Origin of the sequence: Orenia marismortui DSM 5156 (assembly GCF_000379025.1) — a bacterium.
GTDB lineage: Bacteria > Bacillota > Halanaerobiia > Halobacteroidales > Halobacteroidaceae > Orenia > Orenia marismortui.
Genome location: NZ_KB900619.1, coordinates 165,019 through 186,612, shown reverse-complemented (window position 1 = coordinate 186,612; position 21,594 = coordinate 165,019). Strand labels below are relative to the sequence as shown.

The 21,594-nt window shown below is 31.1% G+C and carries 23 protein-coding genes; all 23 read left to right on the top strand.

Annotation, left to right across the window (positions count from 1 at the left end; translation table 11 throughout):
- Positions 1–26: 26 nt before the first annotated feature.
- The 23 genes from OREMA_RS0109150 to OREMA_RS18845 all read left to right on the top strand — a co-directional run bounded on the left by OREMA_RS0109150 (position 27) and on the right by OREMA_RS18845 (position 21,437).
- The gene (locus OREMA_RS0109150) at positions 27–1,754 is read left to right on the top strand and encodes a glycohydrolase toxin TNT-related protein (RefSeq protein WP_083900098.1); all 1,728 of its coding nucleotides are present in this window, start codon (positions 27–29) and stop codon (positions 1,752–1,754) included.
- Between the two features lies 1 nt (position 1,755).
- Positions 1,756–1,998 carry a hypothetical protein gene (locus OREMA_RS0109145; RefSeq protein ID WP_018248971.1) on the top strand — a complete coding sequence of 81 codons (243 nt, stop codon included), beginning with the start codon at positions 1,756–1,758 and terminating at the stop codon, positions 1,996–1,998.
- Positions 1,999–2,254: 256 nt separating this feature from the next.
- A complete protein-coding gene (locus OREMA_RS0109140) occupies positions 2,255–3,247 on the top strand; it encodes an RHS repeat-associated core domain-containing protein (RefSeq protein ID WP_211205756.1) in 993 nt (330 codons plus the stop codon).
- Between the two features lie 35 nt (positions 3,248–3,282).
- Positions 3,283–3,573 carry a hypothetical protein gene (locus OREMA_RS0109135; protein ID WP_018248969.1) on the top strand — a complete coding sequence of 97 codons (291 nt, stop codon included), beginning with the start codon at positions 3,283–3,285 and terminating at the stop codon, positions 3,571–3,573.
- A gap of 356 nt (positions 3,574–3,929) precedes the next feature.
- Positions 3,930–4,121, top strand: a complete 192-nt coding sequence (locus OREMA_RS18855) for an RHS repeat-associated core domain-containing protein (RefSeq protein WP_157280055.1) — start codon at positions 3,930–3,932, stop codon at positions 4,119–4,121.
- 127 nt (positions 4,122–4,248) lie between these two features.
- Complete coding sequence (locus OREMA_RS0109125) at positions 4,249–5,085, top strand: Rpn family recombination-promoting nuclease/putative transposase (protein ID WP_018248967.1); 837 nt, start codon at positions 4,249–4,251, stop codon at positions 5,083–5,085.
- 77 nt (positions 5,086–5,162) lie between these two features.
- Positions 5,163–5,645, top strand: a complete 483-nt coding sequence (locus OREMA_RS0109120; protein ID WP_018248966.1) for a hypothetical protein — start codon at positions 5,163–5,165, stop codon at positions 5,643–5,645.
- Positions 5,635–5,814 carry a hypothetical protein gene (locus OREMA_RS0109115; RefSeq protein ID WP_018248965.1) on the top strand — a complete coding sequence of 60 codons (180 nt, stop codon included), beginning with the start codon at positions 5,635–5,637 and terminating at the stop codon, positions 5,812–5,814. Before OREMA_RS0109120 ends, OREMA_RS0109115 begins: the two co-directional genes overlap by 11 nt.
- A gap of 625 nt (positions 5,815–6,439) precedes the next feature.
- Complete coding sequence (locus OREMA_RS0109110; RefSeq protein WP_018248964.1) at positions 6,440–7,723, top strand: alpha-amylase C-terminal beta-sheet domain-containing protein; 1,284 nt, start codon at positions 6,440–6,442, stop codon at positions 7,721–7,723.
- A gap of 360 nt (positions 7,724–8,083) precedes the next feature.
- Positions 8,084–9,565: a tetratricopeptide repeat protein gene (locus tag OREMA_RS0109105; RefSeq protein ID WP_018248963.1), complete on the top strand. Its 1,482-nt coding sequence runs from the start codon at positions 8,084–8,086 to the stop codon at positions 9,563–9,565.
- Positions 9,566–9,731: 166 nt separating this feature from the next.
- Positions 9,732–10,574, top strand: a complete 843-nt coding sequence (gene dapF / locus OREMA_RS0109100) for a diaminopimelate epimerase (RefSeq protein WP_018248962.1) — start codon at positions 9,732–9,734, stop codon at positions 10,572–10,574.
- Between the two features lie 386 nt (positions 10,575–10,960).
- Entirely contained in the window at positions 10,961–11,602 is a 642-nt protein-coding gene (locus OREMA_RS0109095) for a phosphatidylserine decarboxylase family protein (protein ID WP_018248961.1), read from the top strand.
- Complete coding sequence (gene pssA, locus OREMA_RS0109090; protein ID WP_018248960.1) at positions 11,595–12,146, top strand: CDP-diacylglycerol--serine O-phosphatidyltransferase; 552 nt, start codon at positions 11,595–11,597, stop codon at positions 12,144–12,146. Before OREMA_RS0109095 ends, pssA begins: the two co-directional genes overlap by 8 nt.
- A 150-nt stretch (positions 12,147–12,296) precedes the next feature.
- Positions 12,297–12,923, top strand: a complete 627-nt coding sequence (locus tag OREMA_RS0109085) for a tetratricopeptide repeat protein (RefSeq protein ID WP_018248959.1) — start codon at positions 12,297–12,299, stop codon at positions 12,921–12,923.
- Between the two features lie 114 nt (positions 12,924–13,037).
- On the top strand, positions 13,038–14,027 hold the full coding sequence (locus tag OREMA_RS0109080; protein WP_018248958.1) for an ABC transporter substrate-binding protein: 990 nt from the start codon (positions 13,038–13,040) through the stop codon (positions 14,025–14,027).
- 12 nt (positions 14,028–14,039) lie between these two features.
- Positions 14,040–14,807, top strand: a complete 768-nt coding sequence (locus tag OREMA_RS0109075; protein WP_018248957.1) for an ABC transporter ATP-binding protein — start codon at positions 14,040–14,042, stop codon at positions 14,805–14,807.
- Complete coding sequence (locus tag OREMA_RS0109070; protein ID WP_018248956.1) at positions 14,800–15,642, top strand: ABC transporter permease; 843 nt, start codon at positions 14,800–14,802, stop codon at positions 15,640–15,642. Before OREMA_RS0109075 ends, OREMA_RS0109070 begins: the two co-directional genes overlap by 8 nt.
- Positions 15,643–15,757: 115 nt before the next feature.
- Positions 15,758–16,183: a hypothetical protein gene (locus OREMA_RS0109065; RefSeq protein WP_018248955.1), complete on the top strand. Its 426-nt coding sequence runs from the start codon at positions 15,758–15,760 to the stop codon at positions 16,181–16,183.
- A 35-nt stretch (positions 16,184–16,218) separates the two neighbouring features.
- Entirely contained in the window at positions 16,219–16,743 is a 525-nt protein-coding gene (locus tag OREMA_RS0109060) for a ferritin family protein (protein ID WP_018248954.1), read from the top strand.
- A 52-nt stretch (positions 16,744–16,795) separates the two neighbouring features.
- Positions 16,796–16,960 (top strand): hypothetical protein, encoded by a 165-nt coding sequence (locus OREMA_RS18850; protein ID WP_018248953.1) that lies wholly within the window; start codon positions 16,796–16,798, stop codon positions 16,958–16,960.
- A 132-nt stretch (positions 16,961–17,092) separates the two neighbouring features.
- On the top strand, positions 17,093–17,272 hold the full coding sequence (locus OREMA_RS0109050) for a hypothetical protein (RefSeq protein ID WP_018248952.1): 180 nt from the start codon (positions 17,093–17,095) through the stop codon (positions 17,270–17,272).
- A gap of 1,392 nt (positions 17,273–18,664) precedes the next feature.
- Positions 18,665–19,549 carry a leucine-rich repeat domain-containing protein gene (locus OREMA_RS0109035; protein WP_018248950.1) on the top strand — a complete coding sequence of 295 codons (885 nt, stop codon included), beginning with the start codon at positions 18,665–18,667 and terminating at the stop codon, positions 19,547–19,549.
- Positions 19,542–21,437 carry a hypothetical protein gene (locus OREMA_RS18845; RefSeq protein ID WP_018248949.1) on the top strand — a complete coding sequence of 632 codons (1,896 nt, stop codon included), beginning with the start codon at positions 19,542–19,544 and terminating at the stop codon, positions 21,435–21,437. The genes OREMA_RS0109035 and OREMA_RS18845 overlap by 8 nt, the downstream gene beginning before the upstream one ends.
- Positions 21,438–21,594: the final 157 nt, after the last annotated feature.

Sequence of the window (21,594 nt, the reverse complement as noted above, 5' to 3'; positions counted from 1 at the left end):
GTATAAAAATACAATATCTAAAAGCTATGGTCAAGGTCTATCGCCGCGAGACCAAGGTTAACATAGTCTATGATTATGATAGTGTCGGCAATCGAATCAGTAAGAAGATAATCGATCCAGCAGGAGTAGAGAATACAGTCTATAATTATTACAAAGGTACAAATCGCTTGAAATCCTATAGTATAGATAGTAAGAATAAGTATGCCTATGTCTATGACCCTGCAGGAAATCTAATCAAAAAAGGGAATAAATATAGTATAGAAGGTGAAATAGTAAACTTCACTGAAATAAGTGGTGATGGTGTAGAGTACTGGGAATACAAGTATAATCTACAAGGTAGATTAGCTAAAGTCTACAAGAATGAAGAGTTAATCGCAGAGTTTAGCTATGATGCTGATGATAAGCGAATAAAAACTATAGAACACACTCATGATGGGAGTGTTAAGGAGACTAACTTCGTCTATAGTGTCAGTGGCAATGTGATCTTTGAAGATGAAAGTGGAGACTATACCTCATATATCTTCGCACTAAACAAGCAATATGCCAAGGTTAACGGGATCGTCGGAGTTAGCACTGATATAACATACTTCCACCAAGATAACCTAGGTTCCACAAGATTGATGACTAATGCTAATGGCAAAGTTATCATGGATCAAGATTATCTGCCCTTTGGTGGAGATTTAGCGAGACCGAATCAGATTGAGGTAAAGAATGATAGTGGTGAAAACTATAAGTATACAGGACAGAAGCAAGTTGTATCGATAGGTTTGTATTTTTACGGAGCAAGATACTATGACCCTGAGATTGGTAGGTTTACTAGAGAGGATACGTATAAGGGTGAGCTGGATGATCCGCAGAGTCAGAATGTGTATATTTATGTATTAGCAAATCCTCTCAGATATATTGATCCGACTGGGCATTGGAATGAAGAATCTAAATGGTATAATCCTTTTACATGGTTTGATACTCAAGAAGATTTAATAGGTCAACAATCATTAGAAACATATTGGCAAATGGCTAATTCTAATGATGCCTCTTCATATATAGCAGATTTTCAAGCAAGTGCAAATTTAGAACCTACTGGAACATTAAATGAGCAGACAGCTAATTCGTTAAATTATTATAAAATGGCATATTTAAGTGGCAAAGAAATGAACGAAAGTGATTGGTTAATAAATAGATATAGACAAACTGATGAATACTTTGAATGGAAATTAACTGATCCTGTTGCTGCTGATTTACAAGTGGCTAAAGATGCAAAAACAGCATTAGAGTTTATAAGTTTTGTACAGATGGGAACAGCAGCTTATTCTGAGTATAAAGCGAGTAAATTAGTTGATGATGCTGATGGTGGGGCAAGATTTTTTAAGGAACTAATGGATTGGGCAGATGATTTTAATACAAGAAAAATGTTTACTGATAAAAATGGAAATATAATATGGCCAAGTAATAATGGATTTTTAAGCAAACAAAATATAACGTTACCAAAAGGATTTAGAATTGATAGGTATGGTAATGAATTTGGAAGTTTTGTTGCTCAAGAAGGTACTCCAGATTGGGCTCGTGCGTTGGCACCAGGAACAACAACTAATGCACCATATTATATTTATGAAACATTAAAACCAATTGAAAATGTTTATGCAGGAAGAGCAGTTCCTTGGTTTAATGAACCTGGAATGGGGATGCAATATAAATTCGATCGAAAAATACTTGATTTGTTAAATGATGGATATTTAAAGGAGGTAGGACCTTAGTATGAAAAAATGTGAATTAAAGCAAAAACTTTTGAATAAGCAGATACCGAAACATTTTTATAATTTAAATGGGGGGCTACCAAATGAAAAATTTTCTTTAAATGAAAATAATGGTATATGGGAAGTGTATTATAGTGAAAGAGGAAATAAAACGGGATTAAGAACATTCGAATTTGAGGAAGATGCATGTGATTATTTTTATAATGAGTTAATTAAATTATTAAGATATAAAGGGTTGATATAGTTGTAATAAAAATTTACATCAAATTATAATAATGGAAGGGATTAACTTTATATGTTTTTAGTTCAGTAATAAAAGAGATTTAATAAAACAAGAAATAAAGAACCTTGATAGAAAACAAGATGTTCTGTTAAGGTTCTTTATTATTTTTAATATTAAAATTAATAAAATAGGAGTATAGATTGCAGAGAAAACTTATTTCCACCAAGATAACCTAGGCTCAACGAGACTAATGACTGATAGTAGTGATAAAATTGTCATGGATCAGGATTATATGCCCTTTGGTGGAGACTTAGCGAGACCAAATCAAATTGAAGTACAGAATGATAGTGGTGAGAGCTATAAGTATACAGGACAGAAACAGGTAGCGAGTATTGGATTGTATTACTATGGAGCGAGATACTATGATCCAAGTATAGGTAGATTTATTACTGAGGATAGTTATCGTGGTGAGTTGGATAAGCCACAGAGTCAGAATGTGTATATTTATGTAATGAATAATCCGTTGAGGTATACAGACCCGACAGGTAATGTCTCATCTGATGTATTTGAATATGAGAATATATTTGAAGGAATATGGAATGAAGAAGTCATTGAACCTATGAAAAATGGATGGGAATATGGGGTAAATAATTTCTGGGAAAATAGCATGAATACGGTCAAGGATACATTTAAAACTTTATTCAGCAATAATTTAGATGTAAGTACAAAGTATTCTAAAACAGCTTTAGGAACAGATAATAATAAAGATAATCCCAATGGTGTTGTACAGATGAATATGGGTAAAGGTGAAATGGAGTATTATGATGTTGGAGGAAGAGGACGAATAGCAGGTATTGATACTAACTTCAAGACACTTAAATGGGGTGATTCTGATAGTTTGTTTGAAGGTGAATTTCGTTTAGATACAGAAACAGGAGTTGCTGAATATGGACTTGGAATAGAAGTAACGGAAGGCCATAAGAATTTAAATCTCATAGACAGAGGTTTTCATAGTTCAGCAGGAGCTTATGCAACAACATGGGAAGGTGGCATAAATGCTCATGGTCGAATTAGTAATTTTAATGTGAAATTTAGATTATATGGAACAGCATTAGGAGCAGGGGCATATGGACATGCCGGAGCAAACTACAAAGATAGTGAGGGAACTTATCATTATTTAGAAGCTACAGGTGTTTTTGAAAAGTTTTTTGGTATTAATATCAATGTGGATATTTATTCTCAAAACACTAAGGAAACTTCAAAAAAATAAAATTTGCTTGTTAGTCTTTTGGAAAGGAGTTAGCGATGAATAATAAATTTAAAAAGTTTTTTGATATATTAAAATTCAAGAGATTTATGAAACCATTTTTAATTATGTTTGGTATTGGTTTTTTTATAATTGGTTTTGGTTCATTAATTTCAAATGTTAGAACATTTAGTGATTTTTTAAGGTTTTTATTAGAATATGGTTTAATGATAATAGGAACTTTAATATTTTTAAAGATATTCGAATTAATTGCAGCTTTGATTGGAGCAGGGAAAATCTATAATAGTATGTTTAAGAAAAGAGATAAAGATTCTAATCAAAATAAATAAGAGCAATAAAATAGTAATGCTTAGTAAGTAGTAGGTAAGGAGGTATAAACAAGTGGGTAGTGAGTGGTAAATGTATATTACTTACATTATTCACTTGTTTTTTTATTTTAGAATTTACTCGTCATTTGTCACTAGTTATCCGTTACTAATTTTTAGAACATAGCTACGATAGCAGTAAGAGAGAGACCAACTTTGTCTATAGTGTCAGTGGCAAGGTGATCTTTGAAGATGAAAGTGGAGACTATACCTCATATATCTTCGCACTAAACAAGCAATATACCAAGGTTAACGGGATCGTCGGAGTTAGCACTGATATAACATACTTCCACCAAGATAATCTAGGCTCAACAAGACTAATGACTGATGCCAGTACTAAAGTTCTCATGGATCAGGATTACTTGCCCTTTGGTGGAGACTTAGCAAGACTGAATCAGATTGAGATACAGAATGATAATGAGGAAAACTATAAGTATACAGGACAGAAGCAAGTTGTGAGCATTGGACTGTATTACTATGGTGTGAGATATTATGATTCTGAGATAGGATAGTTATCGTTGGATCAGCCACAGAAATCAAACTCTTCATAGCCATCATTCAAGATTAAACTCATCTTCATTTCCTCCAATCCTTATGATATAATTAAACTACTATGCTGACAGAGGAGGTTTAACTAAAATGTGCAGATTAAATCCAAGGGTAGACTTTGCCTTTAAAAAATTATTCGGTACTGAAGAGAATAAAGATATTCTAATTTCCTTTATCAATTCAGTCTTAGACAAAGATGAGCCAATTAAAGATTTAATCCTAAAGAACCCATATAATTCCAAAAACTTCAAAAATGATAAACTATCGATTCTTGATTTCAAAGCAGTTGATGAGAAAGGCGTTTGGTATAATATCGAGATGCAGATTACAGACCAAGATTATTATGATAAAAGGGCATTATATTACTGGGCAAGATTATATACAGGACAGTTAGAATCAGGGGTTAATTATGATAAGCTAGAAAAGACAATAGTAATTAATGTACTTAATTTTAACTGTTTAGAAGAGAAAGAATATCATAATATCTATCAATTATTGAATCGTGAATCAAAAGAAGAGTTAATAGACCACTTAGAGATTCACTTTATTGAGCTAGAGAAGTATAATAAGGACTTAAGCGAAGTTCAGACTGCTTTAGATAGATGGACAGAGTTCTTAAAGAGAGCAGATAAATATGATAAAGATAAAATCCCTACCCAATTAGCAGAATTAGAAAGCATCAAAAAAGCAATCAATGTATTAGATACTATAGGTTTGACTAAAGAAGAGAGAGAAGCTTATGAAGCTAGGTTGAAATGGTTAAGAGATGAAGAGATGGCATTGAAAAAAGCTGAGAGAAAAGGTATGGAAAAAGGCAAGATAGAGATTGCTACTAATTTATTGAAGATGGGAATGAATATAGAAAAGGTAAGTGAAGTGACTGGATTATCTAAAAGACAGATAGAAAAAGTAAAAGATAGCATTTAAAGATGCATTTGTCAGGCAACCTGTAAAAGGGTTGTCTTTTTTTAGTAGAAGGAGACTTTTATTTAAGTAATCCAGGTATGCCAGGTAATGTATTGAATGATCATCTTGGTCAGGAGGGATTAGAGATAATAGATGGCTATGATACTCCAGTAGATACTGGCGATATAGAGATTAGCCTAGATTATTCTGCTGGAAGTGTAGGGATTCAATTTAGCAATATAGTAGATAATATCAGTAAGATTGAATTAAAGACTATCGGAATAGAGAATCATAGATTGACTAAGAGAAGCTTTGATATCTACTATAGTGATAAGAACTCAGATTATAGTAAATTAGATCCAGATAGTTGGAGATTTGCTAAAGATTATCGAGGTAATATCACTCTAATCATTCCTGAGCCTATCTCAGCCAAGTATATTAAAATTCACAGTAAGTTCGATGATTGGGAGAACTCTGACGAAGCATTTTATGAAGGATTGCTTCCAGTATTCAAAGGATATAAACCTGTTGATAAAGGTGAATTCAAAAATCTAATCAAGGCGATGGTCAATGTCTTATGATGGAGATGATAAGCAAATTAAGACTATCGAACATACTCATGATGGTAGTGTTAAAGAAGTCAACTTTATCTATAGTACCAGTACTAAAGTTGGCATGAATCAGGATTGCTTGCCTTTCGGTGGAGACTTAGCAAGACTGAATCAGATTGAAGTTAAAAATGATTGCTAACAAAAACTATAAGTATACTGGGCAGAGTCAGAATCTGTATATTGCAGATATATCATAATACTAAGTACTCTTATAGATATTACTTTAAAACAACAATAGCTGATATCCAAATAAATTTTCAGAAAATAAAGAAAATAATCTTGACATAATGTTACATAATATGTAAAATAATATTAAAGATACTACTCACAAGTCGAATTAATTGTTAGCTCATTCCACTATATTCTTCAAGATACTTCCTTCACTAGATAGCTGAAATATTTCTTGAGATAGATTCCTTTTAATTAAGATTTCATTCAGAAGGTTTATATAATAGTAAGTAGTATAAAAGCTATGTTAGCTTACAAATAAAAAGCTTATAAGAATAAGTTTTAAAGATAATAGGAGCCTAGACCTTAGTTTATAGTATTATGGTGTGGTTAATAAAATTGATAATTTCATATAAGTATATAAGCATAATACCCCTAAATAAAAATTATTCATACTTATGAATAATTTAAAGAGGGTATTTTTTATTTTATTAGGAGGTGATCTTTATGTTGTAGCTGATTAAATATTCTGTTCTAAAGATGGACAGGCCTGGTCTGGTTTTAGTCGCTTCAAATTAAAAAGGGGAGAGGATAGAATGATGAGAATCAGAATGAGAAACTGGTTATTAACATTGGGGCTTAGTTTTGTTCTGTTGTGTTTGGGAATAGTTATGCCGGTAGAAGCTGCTTATTCTGGATCAGGATCTGATATAATGCTACAAGGATTTCATTGGAATTCTTGGCAATATGGAACTTGGAACAGTATCACCAATCATGCTAATGACATAGATAATGCAGGATTTACTATGGTCTGGTTCCCACCTGCCTCAGCTGCTACAGATGATTGTGGTTACTTACCTAATCAATGGTACAACCTCAATTCAAATCATGGTAGTGAATCAGAACTCAGAGCAGCAGTAAGTGCATTAAATAATAGAGGGATAAAAGCTATTGCAGATATTGTTATCAACCATAGAGTTGGAACAACAGATTGGGCAGACTTTTCTAATCCTGCCTTTGATGATAATAGTGATGCAGTAACTAGTGATGATGAATGGGGTTATGGAACTGGAAACTATGATACAGGTGATGGTTATAGTGCTGGACGTGATCTTGATCACACCTATTATGATGTGCAAACAGAGATTCAATATTGGATGAACTGGTTAAAAAATGATGTAGGATTTAAAGGTTGGCGTTATGACTATGTCAAAGGATATTCTGGATATTATAATGGACTTTACAATGACTCTACAACACCTTACTTCTCGGTAGGGGAGTTCTGGCCAGATATAACTGGTGATTATTATGCTTCAGGAGATAATGTCAATTATCATAGACAGAAGTTGATGGATTGGATTGATGCTACAGGTGGGAAATCAACTGCTTTTGACTTTACTACCAAATGGCAATTGATGCTTGCAACCTCCCGTAGTGAGTATTGGAGATTGCAAGATTCTAGTGGGGGGCCAATTGGAGCAATTGGATGGTGGCCTCAAATGTCAGTGACTTTTCTTGATAATCATGATACAGGGCCTTCACCAAATGGAGGACAAGAGCATTGGCCTTTTGAAAGTAGCCATTTAGGAAAAGGATATGCTTATATTTTAACCCATCCAGGAACACCTTGTGTATATTGGCCACATTATTTTGATTGGGGTAGTGACTTACAGAATACGATCAAAACTCTAATTAGCCTTAGAAAAGAGAAAGGTATTACTTCTACAAGTTCTGTAAGTATTCAAGCAGCAGATAGTAGTAAGTATGCTGCGATAGTTAATAATAGCTTAGCGGTAAAAATTGGCCCTGGTAATTGGAGTCCAGGTTCAGGTTGGAACCTTCGTGCTTCTGGTAATGAATGGGCTGTTTGGACCCAGTAACAAGCCTTATGTAGAAACTAAAGAATAGATAGGCAAATATTAAATCTATCTATCAATTAAAAAGCTATAAGATAAAATTTACCTAAACAGCCCTAAATCTAGGGCTGTTTTTTCTTGGGATAGTTAAATTTAATACTAATAGCCAAAATTGATTTATATTCAATTATATGCTTTTATAGAAATAAATCAAAATTATCAAAGGTAATATTTTAAATAATATAGAATTAATTAGATGAGGATGAAAATATCCACATATAAATTATCGAACATAATTTTTATAGTTAAGATTTTAATTGGGGGTGGGATTAGATTATAAAGTACTAGTTTAATAATAATTAGTCTTTTATAATCAGTTAAAAGATGAGAGAAGAATATTATTCTAAGGCAGCTCAGAAATTAAAGAATAAAAAAATATTAATCTATTTTATGTTTCTATTACTTTATATCCCTTTTATCTATCTTTTATTTTTGCGACCTGATCATAGTTACCAACGTACTTTACATTTAGTTGTAATAGGTATAGTAGTAATCTTTACTCTAATAATGATAGCAATTGTTAAGTTGTTCTTAAAGATAGTAAGAAGAGCGATAGTTATTATCGATGAAAAAACTATAATTATTAATAATCATTGCTGTCTCAGTAAAACGAAGGAGTTTTCTTGGTCAGAGCTAGCAGGATATATAGTAGAAGAGAAGAGACCACTTTTTAGATTTTTTAGGTTTAAGAAGGATAATAGAATACTAAGTCTTATCTTTAATAATAAAGATCTAGCTCAGGTTTCGCTAAATATGCATTTGCTTGCTCAAGCAGATGAGTTTATAGAAGTTATTAATCAGAAAATTCCTGATCTTAGTGAAGAGAAGATGACTGAATTACTCAAATTGTCTAAGAAAAGAAGAGAGATAAGATATAATAAATATCGTTTAAATGAAAGAGGTATTATCTTTAAGCAAAGAAGTATTCCTTGGCAAGATGTAAAAAAGATAAAATTCAAAGGAATCTGCTTAGCTGGTTATGCTAATATTAAGATAATCTATCATGACTCTAGGGGGAAAAAGAGATCTTTATCACTAAAAGCCCAAAGTAAAGAGATATATAGTGATTTTGTGAAGTACTTAGTGAAAAATTCAACTCAGGCTACAATTGATTCGAAAATATTTGATATGTTAAAGGCAAAGCCTAAAGAGGCTAAGGCAGAGGTTAGTATTATACTTATTAATGTATTAACCTTCTTTATTCTTATCTCTGGATCCTATTTTATTGAGAACTATCTATTTACTTGGTGGGGTTCAACCACTATAGAGGCGATTATGAAAATTTATTTTATAATGATTATTTTTAGACGCAGTTATAAGACTAGCAATAGTTATTGGCTTTATTATAAGAATATCTTTAAACAGTTATATCTTATTTTAGGTGGTAGCATAGTACTTGTTTTATCTTTAGTAATATTATTTATAGTATCTCCAGGAGCTGTAGATTGTTTAAGGGGTGATATTAATTTAAGTAATGAGAATTTAGAAGAAGCTCAATATTACTATGAACAGGTTCTCAGCTTATATCCTGAAAATGAAGATATATTATATATTCAGGCTAAGATCTTATACCAACTTGATGATTATAGAGAAGCTTTTAACTCAATTGAGAAAGCTTATAATAACTCTAAGAGCAGATGGAGTCCAGCTGCGATTAAATTAGTCTTTGATATCTTATCAGATCTAAAAGAGGATGAAGTAGTTTTAGAATGGTATAATAGAATCTTAGAGGATTATAGTACTTATGATAATAATAAGAGAGTCTTGAAAGTATTAGAGCAAGTAAGAGATAACTTTGATTTTTAAAGGGAGAATAAGATCGAATATTAATAATGATAATTAATATCGAAAATAAATTCTTCCTTGATTTCAAGTACAAAGCCTAGTAAAATAGATAATATAGCTTACATACAATGTCAACTTAAAGAATAACACATATAATTATATGAATACATTAAGGAGGAGAGTAGAGATGAAATTTACAAAGATGCATGGTTTAGGTAATGATTTTGTATTAATTGATTGTCTGGAGAAGGAAGTGGAGAATCCATCTCAATTAGCCAAAGAGATGTGTGATAGAAACTTTGGAATTGGAGCAGATGGTTTGGTATTAATTCTACCATCAGATTTAGCTGAGGCTGATTATAGAATGAGAATCTTCAATCCAGATGGTAGTGAGCCACAGATGTGTGGAAATGCTATTAGATGTTTTGCAAAATATTTATATGAAAGAGAATTAACAGACAAGACTCAACTTAAGATAGAGACCTTAGCAGGAATGATTAAGCCTGAAATAATCTTAGAAGAGGGAGTAGTAAAATTAGTCACAGTTGATATGGGAGAACCTATTTTAAGAAGAAATGAAATCCCAATGTTAGGTGAAGAGCAAGAGCAAGTAATCAAAGAAGAGTTACGAGTAGGTACAGAGACCTTTGAAATAACTACTGTATCAATGGGTAATCCTCATTGTGTTATCTTTGTAGAGGATATAGAGAAGATTGAATTAACTAATTGGGGACCTCAAATTGAGACTCATGAACTATTCCCAGAAGATATTAATGTAGAGTTTATTGAAGTTTTAAATCAAGATGAGATTGAAATGAGGGTTTGGGAGCGTGGAGCAGGAGTTACATTAGCGTGTGGAACTGGAGCCTGTGCTTCAACAGTAGCATCTATTTTAAATGAACTTACAGAGCGTAAGGTCACAGTTCATTTAGCAGGTGGAGATTTAGTAATTGAATGGTCTGAAGATAATAACCGTGTTTATATGAGTGGCCCAGCTACTGAAGTATTTGTAGGGGAATGGAAATTATAGAATATAATATTAATTAGTAAAGAGAGTAGGTCAATCTGGCCTACTCTCTTTACTTTTTGAAGTTGATTGTTAATTTAAATTTTAGTCTATCGTTAAATCTACAAGTCAAATTCTAAAATACTATTAAGAAATACTTATGGATAGACTAATAGTATTTAATCTGATGATAATTCTTGATAGTTGCTAATATAAATTTTACCGGATTCTATCTGGGAGGAATTTTTGATTTAGATTTTCAATATAGACTGTAATAAAGTTTTTAAGCCAATGAATATATTATATTAATTTAGGAATAATAAATTTATTTTATAAGCAGGATATTACTTTATAAAGTTGAATTTATAGTAGTTATAACTTTAAAATTAAATGAGAAGGGAGTGAATAAATTGTTTAGAATGCCTGTAGCAAAAGAGAGCATTCCCTATATTATAGTATTAACTATATTCATGATACTATTTTACATCTTCTTGCCTATTTTAAGTATAATTCCTGCTTTTTTGTTAGTATTTATTATCTTCTTTTTTCGTGATCCAGAAAGAAAGGTGATAATAAATGATAAGCTATTGCTATCACCAGCAGATGGAAGGATTATGGAGATCAAAGAGATAGATGAGCCTAGATTTATAAAGGGCAAAGCCAAGCAAGTGAATATCTTTTTATCTATCTTCAATGTTCATATTAATCGGAGCCCAATAGATGGTGAGATCAAGTATAGAGATTATCGCGCAGGAAAGTTTTTACCTGCTTTTAAGAGCCATGCCTCAGAAATTAATGAAAAAAATTATGTAGGAATTGAAAATAATAAAGTTAAGGTCTTAGTAAACCAAGTAACAGGTTTTATAGCTAGGAGGATTGTCTGTTGGGTAAATCAAGAAGATACTATTAAACAAGGAGATAGGTTTGGGTTGATTAAATTTGGTTCTTGTACAGAGATTATTGTACCTTCTAATGTAGAATTAAAGGTTAAGCCTGGGGATAAAGTAAAGGGAGGTAAGTCAATTATTGGGGAGGTATTAAATAATGATTAGAGAATTTTTCAAAGAAAGAATTGATAGAGAAACAGTTGATTTAAAATGGGTTCCTTGTATGATCACCATGTGTAATTTGTCCTGTGGAATATTTGCTTTATTGGCTATAATCAAGGGGGAATTTCAGCTAGCTCCATTTTTTGTATTATTAGCTGGACTATTTGATGTCTTAGATGGTAGAGTTGCTAGAAGTTTAGATGTAGTAAGTGATTTAGGAAAGGAATTAGATTCTTTATCAGATATTATTTCTTTCGGTATTGCTCCTGCTATATTGGTATGGAATGTTGCTTTATTAGATTTAGGAGGTTTAGGTCTTTTACTTGTTTTAGTTTTTCCGATAGCAGGTGCTTTGAGGTTAGCCAGATATAATATTAGTGATTTTGATGGTGCTTATGTAGGAGTTCCAATTACAGTGGCAGGGAGTATTTTGGCCTTTATCTCCTTTTTTGCTTTAAAGTATCTGATTCCAATTGAGATATGGATAGTTTTAATAATATTTCTGTCTTATTTAATGATTAGCAAAGTTAAAATTCCTAAGTTGTAAACTCAAAGTAATTACTTTGAGTTTTTATTATTACATCAAATCATTCTAAATTACCGTTATTTTACATATATCAAAGAAGGTATTTCTTAAGTGAATGTTGAATATTTATAGTATTACTCTATCTTGTTTGACAAGCAAGGGGGAATTTAAATGAGAAGAAAGATAGTGATATTATTACTTATCTATTTGTTAATCTTTTCAACAAATTCTTTAGCAGTTAGTAAATTTTATGATGAATGGGAAAGTATTGCTCAAAAGAAATTTATACTTGTTCAACAAGGTAGGTCGAAGTTAGTTACTGAATATGAGTTGGCAGTAGCCTATGCTAATTTAGGAGAAATTGAAGAAGCGACAAAGATATTTAGAGATTTGAAAGAAGAAGAAGTACAAATTGAAGTTTTACAGGAGATGATACCCAAATATGAGGCTGCTCTAGAGAAAGAATCCCCACCTATAATAGCTGCTAATTATTTAGCTTTTGCTTATTATATTAGCAAAGATTATGAGAAGTCAGAAGATAAGTTTGATCTGATTATCGATTTAGATCCAAAGAACATATGGGGTTATAATTATAGGGCAGTGGTACAGCATAAATTAAAAGAGTATGATAAAGCACATCAATCATTAATGAAGTCATTAGAGTTAGATGATAATGAATATACACATTTCTTGTTAGGAGCTAATTACTATAAAACAGGAAATATATTCAAAGCTTTATATCATGTAGGTAGAGGTAGAAAAGCAGCAGATTTATTTTTAGATGATGATAATTCTTGATTTGAAATCAAATACTAAAAAGGCTAAGTTCTAATTAGAACTTAGCCTTTTTCTATGCACAGATTTATTCTATTTAGAATAAGATATGGTGTAATTTAAATTGGAGGTGATTTGGTGAAGAAAATATTAACTTTTTCAATGATAATTCTCTTGATTTTGAGTATTAGTTCAGCTGTATTTGCTCAAACACAAGTCAGATTAAGTGAGGTTGTACATTCTATTTTTTATGCACCTCAATATGTAGCATTACATAAAGGTTTTTTTGAAGAAGAAGGATTAGAGATTGAATTGTCTACTGCATGGGGTGGTGACAAGGCTGCTACAACCTTATTATCTAATCATGCTGATATCGCTTTAATTGGACCTGAAACTACTATTTATGTTCTTAAAGAAGGAGCAGATAATTATTTGCTCAATTTTGCTCAATTAACTCAGACTGCAGGTTCTTTTTTATTGGCTAGAGAAGAAATGCCTGATTTTAGTCTAGAGGATGTCAGAGGTAAAAAGATTGTTGGTAATAGACCTGGTGGAGCACCAGAGATGGTGATGGAGTATACTTTACGCCATAATGGGATAGAGCCTTTTGAAGATGTGGAGATTGTAACTAACTTAGACTTTACAGCAAATGCTCCAGCTTTTAAGAATGGATTAGGAGATTTTGTTCAGTTATTTGAACCTAAAGCATCACAGTTAGAAGCAATGGGTGCTGGACATGTAGTAGCATCCTTTGGTGAACTTGGCAGTAAGGTACCTTATACTTGTTATATGGCTAGAAAGAAGTATATTGAGGATAATCCATTAACAATATTAAAATTTACAAAGGCTATTTATCAAGCACAAAAATGGGTTTATACTCATTCTGCTGAAGAGATTGCTGAAGTAATTAGGCCATCATTTCCTAATATAGATTTTGATATTTTAGTTAAAGTAGTTGATAGATATAAATCACAAGAGACTTGGGCTCACAATCCTATTTTACACAGAAAAGATTTTGATCATTGGCAAGATATCATTATTGAAGCAGGGGAATTAGATGAAAAGATTGATTATAACCTACTTGTTAATACTAAATTTGCAAAATCGGTAATTTGGTTGGTAGATTAAGGGGGGATAATCATGTCAAAAGTAGAGTTCAAGGGGGTGGGGATGAAATATCATACCTTAGATGGTGAAACCGAGGCCTTGAAAGATTTATCCTTTGCTGTAGAGGAGAATGAATTTATTAGTTTAATTGGACCGAGTGGTTGTGGAAAAAGTACTACTTTATCATTACTATCAGGACTTCTATCTCCTACTGAAGGTAAAGTTATTATTGATGGCCAAGAAATAGAAGGAATTAATAAAAGAGTAGGTTATATGTTACAGGAAGATTATCTCTTTCCCTGGAGAAGTATTTTGGATAATGTTTTATTAGGATTAGAGATTAAAGGAGAGCTTAATTCAAAAACTAGAAATAAAGCTAAACAGCTACTTAAGGATTATGGCTTAGATGATTTTGAAGGTCATTATCCAGAGCAATTATCTGGTGGTATGAGACAGAGGGTGGCTTTGGCTAGAACCCTAGCTATTGAACCAGATATATTATTATTGGATGAACCATTTTCAGCCTTAGATTATCATACTAAGCTAGCTTTAGAAGATGAAGTAGCCCAAATTTTAAGAGAAGAGAAGAAGACCGTAATTTTAGTAACCCATGATATAGCAGAAGCAATTGCTATGTCTGATAGAGTACTTGTTTTTACAGGAAGGCCAGGAAGGATTAAAAGAGAGTATAAAATTGATTTAAGCATAGATGGAAACTTTTCAACCTTTAAGGCAAGAGAGTCAACAGAGTTTAGTAGTTATTTTAATTCTATGTGGGAGGAGCTTGATATCTATGTTTAAAAAAATCAGAGAATATTATAATAATTTCTTAACTAATGGTGCAGTAACTTCAGAACATGCTAAATATTTAAAACAGCTTAGATTAAAGCAGATAGGTGTTAAGTTATCTCAATTATCTATTTTAGTAGTTATTACATTAGTTTGGGAATTAGCAGCTAAGTATAAGTTGATTGATCCTTTTATTACCAGTTATCCTTCACAAATTCTTAAGACTATCTATCAGATGGCATTAAATGGAGAGTTGATCAAACATACTTGGACTACAGTTTATGAAACCTTAATTGGTTTTGGCTTAGGAGCAATCATAGGTTTGATAGTAGCAGTGACTTTGTGGTGGTCAGATTATTTATCAAAGGTCTTTGATCCCTTTATTGTACTATTAAATTCATTACCTAAGATGGCTTTAGGACCTATCTTAATTATTTGGTTAGGAAATGGTGTTACAGCTATTATTGGAATGGCATTACTAATATCTGTGATAGTAACCATTATGATGGTTTATAATGGATTTAAAGAGACTGACCAGAATAAGGTTAAGTTATTACGTACTTTAGGAGCTAATAAATTTCAAATCTTTAAAAAGGTAGTTTTGATGGAAAATTTACCGACGATCTTTTCAGCCTTGAAGGTTAATATAGGATTATCTTTAGTAGGAACTATAGTAGGTGAATTTTTAGTCTCCAAAGCGGGATTAGGTTATCTAATAGTTTATGGAGGTCAGGTCTTTAAATTAAATTTAGTTATGACCAGTGTGATTATTCTTTGTGTAGTTGCAGGATTGTTATATTATTTGATAGTTTGGTTGGAAAAGAAAGTGATTAAATGGAATCTATAGTCTAACTCTCTGCTTATTGCAGAGAGTTTTTTCTTTTTTAGATTGTTCTAATCTTTTTTTATTTCACCAAATTATTAGAATCTAAATAGACTAGTAAGTAAAGGGAGGTGAGTTTATGTTTATGAAATTGATAGAAAATATTCTATTAAATAATACAAACCAGACTCTACAACAGCAAGAGACTAGGCTATCAGGAGTAACTTTTGCAGATACTCTTGGTGTAATTACTACAGCTTTAGGATTTATAGCAGATATTTTGGCATATGGAGACTTATTAAAGGAAGAAGATGATGAAGGTCCAGTTTTACCTCCTTTTTCAAAAAATGTAGACCAAGAGGGTTATCCTGATCAAGAAGAAAGTTCTAATCAAAGTTTTCTTGCAATTAGTATCTTTTTCACTATAGTAATTATAGTTGTTATAATAGTGCTTTTTATTTTAATTTATATACTATCTACTTCACTCTATAATTCCAAAGGGGAAAGTGAAGCAGGAGAAGATTACTTAGATTCTGACAATGTATTATACACTGATTTTGATTAATGGAATATAATGTTATTAAGAAAGGAGGGAGAAGTATGAAATTTAATAACTTAACCCAAAAAGATATATTAGAGATAACTAGAGAATTGATGAAAATGAGAAAGGAAAATGTTAGAGAAGTTAATGGAGAAGATTTATCCTTTTTATTACAGGAGATGTATCTATCAATTGAAAATGAATTGAGAGATTCTGCTTATTATAGAGCTTTAGCAGATATAGCTCCAAATGAATTTGCTGCTGAGATGATTAATGAGTTTGCTAAAGATGAAAGAGAGCATGCTTATCAGTTACAAAAAGCTTACGAAAGATTGACAGGTGATAAATTTCTTTCTCAATATGAATATGAGTTTGAATTAGATGCACAAGATTATCAGGAATATTTAGAAAAGAGGGTTATAGATGAAACTGCAGATTATAAGAAGTATAAAAGCTATTATTTAATGACTAATAACCCTTATTTAAGAGATATATTCTTCAATGCAATGCACGATGAAATGCAGCATGCAGTCCGTGAATTATATTTAATTCATATGTATATGGAAAATATGGGTATGATGTAAAATTTAAGTGGCCTCCTGTTATGTTGTTATTTAAAAAGGAGGGATTATCATTTTGGAATTTGATATAATAACAATTTTGTTTCAAATAGTTAATTTATTATTGTTGATAGGGATAATTTATCTTGGTTTTAAGTTTATTAAAAAATTATTTGCTGCTTTAGATGCTATTGTTGAAATAAAGGCTATCTTAGAAGAAATAAGGGATAAATTGGATTAAGAATTAATGGATATTAGGGCATATCTCATAAAAGGGGATGTGCTTTTTTATTTTATCATTAATTATCTAGTGAATTGAGGTGAAGTAGTAAAGTGATTAAAAATAAATCAAAGAAATTTTACTCTGTTTAGTATGGTTAGGGGTTGGATATTTATTACTTGGTCTGTAGTTGATTTATTCGGAGAGTGGATTTGGAAGTTAGGCTGTGGATTATTATTGGGATTGGTAGGCTATAGATTTATCTTTGAAATTATGCTTGATGGTTTATATATTTTATCTATAGAAGATAAAGAAGAGGATATTAAGGGATAGAGAAGATGTAATAATTAGTAAAATATGTGTAAGATTTTAAATGGAGCGAGGGGGAGCTAATTATAAATCCCTTTTCGCTCTATTCTTTGTTTGATTCGTAATAATCTTCTTTTTCAAAGAAGAGTGGAATTCTTTCGAAGTTTCCAGCTGGATATAGTCTGATTTTGTAGGGAGAATATCTAATGATAATTGTTGATGTTTCTGCATAAAACCACCGCCTTAATTAAGTTATTTGTATACTACTAGTATGTCTGTTTTATGCTAAAAATATACAGAGTTTCAATAAATGATGAAAAATACTAGGTATATGACATAAGTTATTTCCAAACATATTATCCTCACACACCAGCAATTTCTTTTAATGCTGTAAGGAGAAAAGGTCAAGGAGGAATACAAGTATGAGTAGTCCTTAATGTTTTCGATTGGAAGCATGTAATTAGCAGGATGGTGTGATGGGGAACTGTTTTTAGAGAGAACCAAGCATGATGGCTATGACGGTTATATTGGCAGATAGTTACTAATTACTTTATACTAGCTTATATTCATTTTATTACAGAGATATTAAGTCATAGTCATGATGCTTAATTCCCCAACCTTGCTCTATTTAGATAGATGGGGCTGCTATATAGTTCGTAATGTAATGGAGAACTATGTTGCAGTAATAACATAAACTAACACTCTATTTATATTGATCTTTAATCTTTTATCTCCCGGAAGCAAGCTGAGGACAGATGAGAAACTGATGCGTCATTTCTCATCGCCTCAAATCGTGTCCCTCAATCTTCCCTGTCCCCCATTTTAATGCAACCTTATTGGCGAAGTGGTCTGTCGAGCCTGTTTGGGAAGGGAGTGACGATAGTACGAAAAGTCTGTTAAGACTTGAAGGAAAGGGATAGGGGGTTTGGGGGAAAGGGAATGAGGGAAACAATGGGCTTGCTGGAGGGAGATGCTCTAGCCTAGTGTAATGACTGGAAAGCAAGATAGATACGAGACCGGATTTGTTTTTCACGAAGAGTCTGATAAGACTCGCAGGGTGCTAACAGGTTGTAGCTATCTTGCTTGGAAGGAATGGAACTGGGCGTCTGCTTTTAGGGATTGTGATAGCAGGTGGTTGTGCTGCTTTGACAATCCCATTCATTAGTATTTAATTAAATATATTATTTTTATTATTGCGAAGGATATATCTATAAATTATGGATATTTATAGAGGTATATATTTCCTTATGTAGAAAGAAAGAAGAGGTAAATAATTGAATTATATAAGATATAACAATATACTTTGTTTAGTAATATATATTAGGTAATAGCAATATATATATCGTTAAGATACTATTTGAGCGAAATGATTACTAAGGCAGTATTGATCATATAACAATAGAGAGGAGAATATATATGAAGATAAAGCTATTAATTTTGGCCAGTTTATTAAGTTTGATATTTTTATTTAATAATGTTTGTGTAGCTACAAGTGGACAACCAATTGATTCAGTAGATCAGAATTCAAATGTAGTAGAAAAATATAAAAAAGTGGGGATTAATCTAAAGGGAGAATTACAAAAGGGGAATTTGTATCAGAAAGACGGGCAATATTTTATTAAATTTAAAGAATCTAGTTTAAAAAAATGGGTTCTTAAAAGGTTAAAAGATACTAATAACTTGGATATAAAAGAAGTATCTTTACAAAATGCTTTGTTATTGGATGCCATATCTGTACCTAATTCTAATATAAGAAATTTAGATAATTTTAAAATGTTTTTAAATGTAACTTATATTAATTTAGAAGGAAATAAAAATATTAAAGATTACTCTAATTTAAAATACTTGAAAGAATTAAATAATTTAAATTTACAAAATAATAATTTAGAAAGTATAGACTTTTTGAAACATATTACTAATAAAATTGAATATTTAACATTAAGTAATAATCGAATCAAGAATTTAGCTCCTATAAATCATTTGATTAATTTAAGAAAATTAAGTTTAAGAAATAATCAAATAGTTAATTTAAATCCTTTATCAAATATGAATGAATTAATTCATTTATATTTAACTAATAATAGATTGAAAAATCTTAAAGGGTTAAATGCTAAACATTTATTTTTATATGTAGGTGGAAATCCACTAACAATTGAAGGATTAGAATTTATAAAAAATTTGGAATTAACTGAGCTAAACATAGATAGAAAAGTATTTGACGGTATCGTTTTTGCTAAATATCCTGAATATCTTTGGGATATAGAATATTTAAATTTTATAGAGGAGGACAAAGATGAGTAAAAAGATAGATAACTTAGCTAGTGAGAGTTTAAATTTAATCAAGAGTTTTGAAAATGATTTATTATTCAAATTAGAGGAAGGAACAACTTATTCTGACTGGAAAAAAGGTTTTGCTCTGTCAGTCCATTTTGATGGTAAAGAGAATTATGCTATAGGTTATGGATTAGACTTGTATGTTAACAATTGGACTACAATCAAAGGTTGGATTGATAAAGTAAATGATGTAGTAACTAATGACTTTAATTATAATGCTAAGAAGACTTTTAAGGTGTTAAAGAATGAAAATGGTAGTGGAACAGAAGAAGAGGATAGTAGTCTGTCTTTCGAAGATTTAGTTACTGATTATAAGATAGAGGTTAAACAATTAAGTAAGGAAGAAAAGAAGGTTTTAATTTGGTTGCAAAAGACATTGAAATCATTAAGAGTAAGCAATAAAAGTTTTAGTTTTCCTAATGAATTTGAAATTAATGAAAAATTATATAATAATCTAGACCAAAACACAGCTACATACAATAAAATAAGGAAAATATACTACAATATAATACGCCATTTAATCACCTTTAAACTCCCTGATACCGATTATGCTGATAAATTATTTAAAGAGATAGCAGAGAGTAAATATGATTCTGCTAAGACAGCGATAGATAGAAGTTATGGGGATTATTTTTCTAAATTAAGCAAATATCAAAAAGGTGCCGTCTTTTCTATGACCTATAATGCTGGTGCAAATGGATTATTTAAAGATGGTTATACTTCTCCTAAGAAGATACGTGAATATGTAAAAAATAAAGATAGTGAAGTAGATAGTGATAAAGAAAAAGCAATTAAAGCCAGAACTAGAGCATGGTATGAATTAAGATATAATAGTTGTAAAGAGGCTTGGAATAGAGAAAGTACCAGAAGAGGATTGGCTAGAAGAAGGTATAATGAAGGAGATTTGTTTGGCTTATATGAGGATAATATTACTTCTAAAGAGGCAAAATGGATTTTAGAAGCTTTTGAAGATAAGGCTGTTAAAAAAACTGATAAAAAGAATAATAATAAAGAAATAAAGAGTATCTATGAAATAGCTAAATACTTTGAAGCTAATATAGTGGCTATTCCTAATGAAAAGAATGTATTAGATGAGAAGATAAAGGGGATAGAAGATATAAAGAAGGATTTGGAGAATAAATCTAAAGAAACAGACAGCAAGCCAGTAGAAGAGATAAAAGCAGAAGCAAAGGAAAAAGGTAGGTTTTTAGATAATGTAAGTGAGGAATTTCTAAAAGAGTATAATCAAAAATATGGATTAGTTTTAGATAAGGAAAAACCGATCTATAACAGTATAACTAAGATTCAAGAACATAATGATGTACTGATATTTCCTTTAATGGATAGGTTAGTAGTAAGTATGGAAAAAGAAAAGGAGAAAGCAAGAGATGAAGATAAAAAGAATGCAATTCACCAACTTATAAATAGATGCAAAGAAACTTTAGAGGAGGTAATTAATAAACTGGGAGGATATAAGCAGATTGCATATAAGAAAGATAATAATAAGGATTTAACAAACCTAGATCGTAAAAGGAGACTGATAGCAAACTTTAAGCCGAAACAATTTAATTGCCCTGATACTAAAAAGAGTCATGAATTTTTTGAAAGTTTTATGACAGAAGAAGATAAAAAGAAAGAAGAAGCTAAAAAAGAATCTGAAGAGAAAAAGCAACGTGAAGAGGAGAGAAAGCAACGAGAAGCAGAAGAAGAAAAAAAGAGAAAAATGTATGCACAAGAATCTGAAAAGAAAAAAGAGGTAGAAAGAGAAAAGGCTAAAAAGAGAGAAGGATGGATAATAGTGCATGAAAATAGTGAAGTGAAGTATATGAATAGAAAAGAATATTATGGAGTTTAAGTTTTAATAGATGAATATTTTTATTTGAACTAGTTTATGATGATTATAGATCTATAATTATATTGAATTAATATTGATATAAAAATGATAGTTATAATAAAGGCATAACTGATATAATTTAAAATAGAAAAACTACATATTTAGAAAAAGCACTCAG

Coding starts and splice junctions, on each gene's coding strand:
- OREMA_RS0109150 (WP_083900098.1), top strand. CDS start 27: ATGGTCAAGGTCTATCGCCGCGAGACCAAGGTTAACATAGTCTATGAT.
- OREMA_RS0109145 (WP_018248971.1), top strand. CDS start 1,756: ATGAAAAAATGTGAATTAAAGCAAAAACTTTTGAATAAGCAGATACCG.
- OREMA_RS0109140 (WP_211205756.1), top strand. CDS start 2,255: ATGGATCAGGATTATATGCCCTTTGGTGGAGACTTAGCGAGACCAAAT.
- OREMA_RS0109135 (WP_018248969.1), top strand. CDS start 3,283: ATGAATAATAAATTTAAAAAGTTTTTTGATATATTAAAATTCAAGAGA.
- OREMA_RS18855 (WP_157280055.1), top strand. CDS start 3,930: ATGACTGATGCCAGTACTAAAGTTCTCATGGATCAGGATTACTTGCCC.
- OREMA_RS0109125 (WP_018248967.1), top strand. CDS start 4,249: ATGTGCAGATTAAATCCAAGGGTAGACTTTGCCTTTAAAAAATTATTC.
- OREMA_RS0109120 (WP_018248966.1), top strand. CDS start 5,163: ATGCCAGGTAATGTATTGAATGATCATCTTGGTCAGGAGGGATTAGAG.
- OREMA_RS0109115 (WP_018248965.1), top strand. CDS start 5,635: ATGTCTTATGATGGAGATGATAAGCAAATTAAGACTATCGAACATACT.
- OREMA_RS0109110 (WP_018248964.1), top strand. CDS start 6,440: ATGATGAGAATCAGAATGAGAAACTGGTTATTAACATTGGGGCTTAGT.
- OREMA_RS0109105 (WP_018248963.1), top strand. CDS start 8,084: ATGAGAGAAGAATATTATTCTAAGGCAGCTCAGAAATTAAAGAATAAA.
- dapF (WP_018248962.1), top strand. CDS start 9,732: ATGAAATTTACAAAGATGCATGGTTTAGGTAATGATTTTGTATTAATT.
- pssA (WP_018248960.1), top strand. CDS start 11,595: ATGATTAGAGAATTTTTCAAAGAAAGAATTGATAGAGAAACAGTTGAT.
- OREMA_RS0109085 (WP_018248959.1), top strand. CDS start 12,297: ATGAGAAGAAAGATAGTGATATTATTACTTATCTATTTGTTAATCTTT.
- OREMA_RS0109075 (WP_018248957.1), top strand. CDS start 14,040: ATGTCAAAAGTAGAGTTCAAGGGGGTGGGGATGAAATATCATACCTTA.
- OREMA_RS0109070 (WP_018248956.1), top strand. CDS start 14,800: ATGTTTAAAAAAATCAGAGAATATTATAATAATTTCTTAACTAATGGT.
- OREMA_RS0109065 (WP_018248955.1), top strand. CDS start 15,758: ATGTTTATGAAATTGATAGAAAATATTCTATTAAATAATACAAACCAG.
- OREMA_RS0109060 (WP_018248954.1), top strand. CDS start 16,219: ATGAAATTTAATAACTTAACCCAAAAAGATATATTAGAGATAACTAGA.
- OREMA_RS0109050 (WP_018248952.1), top strand. CDS start 17,093: ATGGTTAGGGGTTGGATATTTATTACTTGGTCTGTAGTTGATTTATTC.
- OREMA_RS0109035 (WP_018248950.1), top strand. CDS start 18,665: ATGAAGATAAAGCTATTAATTTTGGCCAGTTTATTAAGTTTGATATTT.
- OREMA_RS18845 (WP_018248949.1), top strand. CDS start 19,542: ATGAGTAAAAAGATAGATAACTTAGCTAGTGAGAGTTTAAATTTAATC.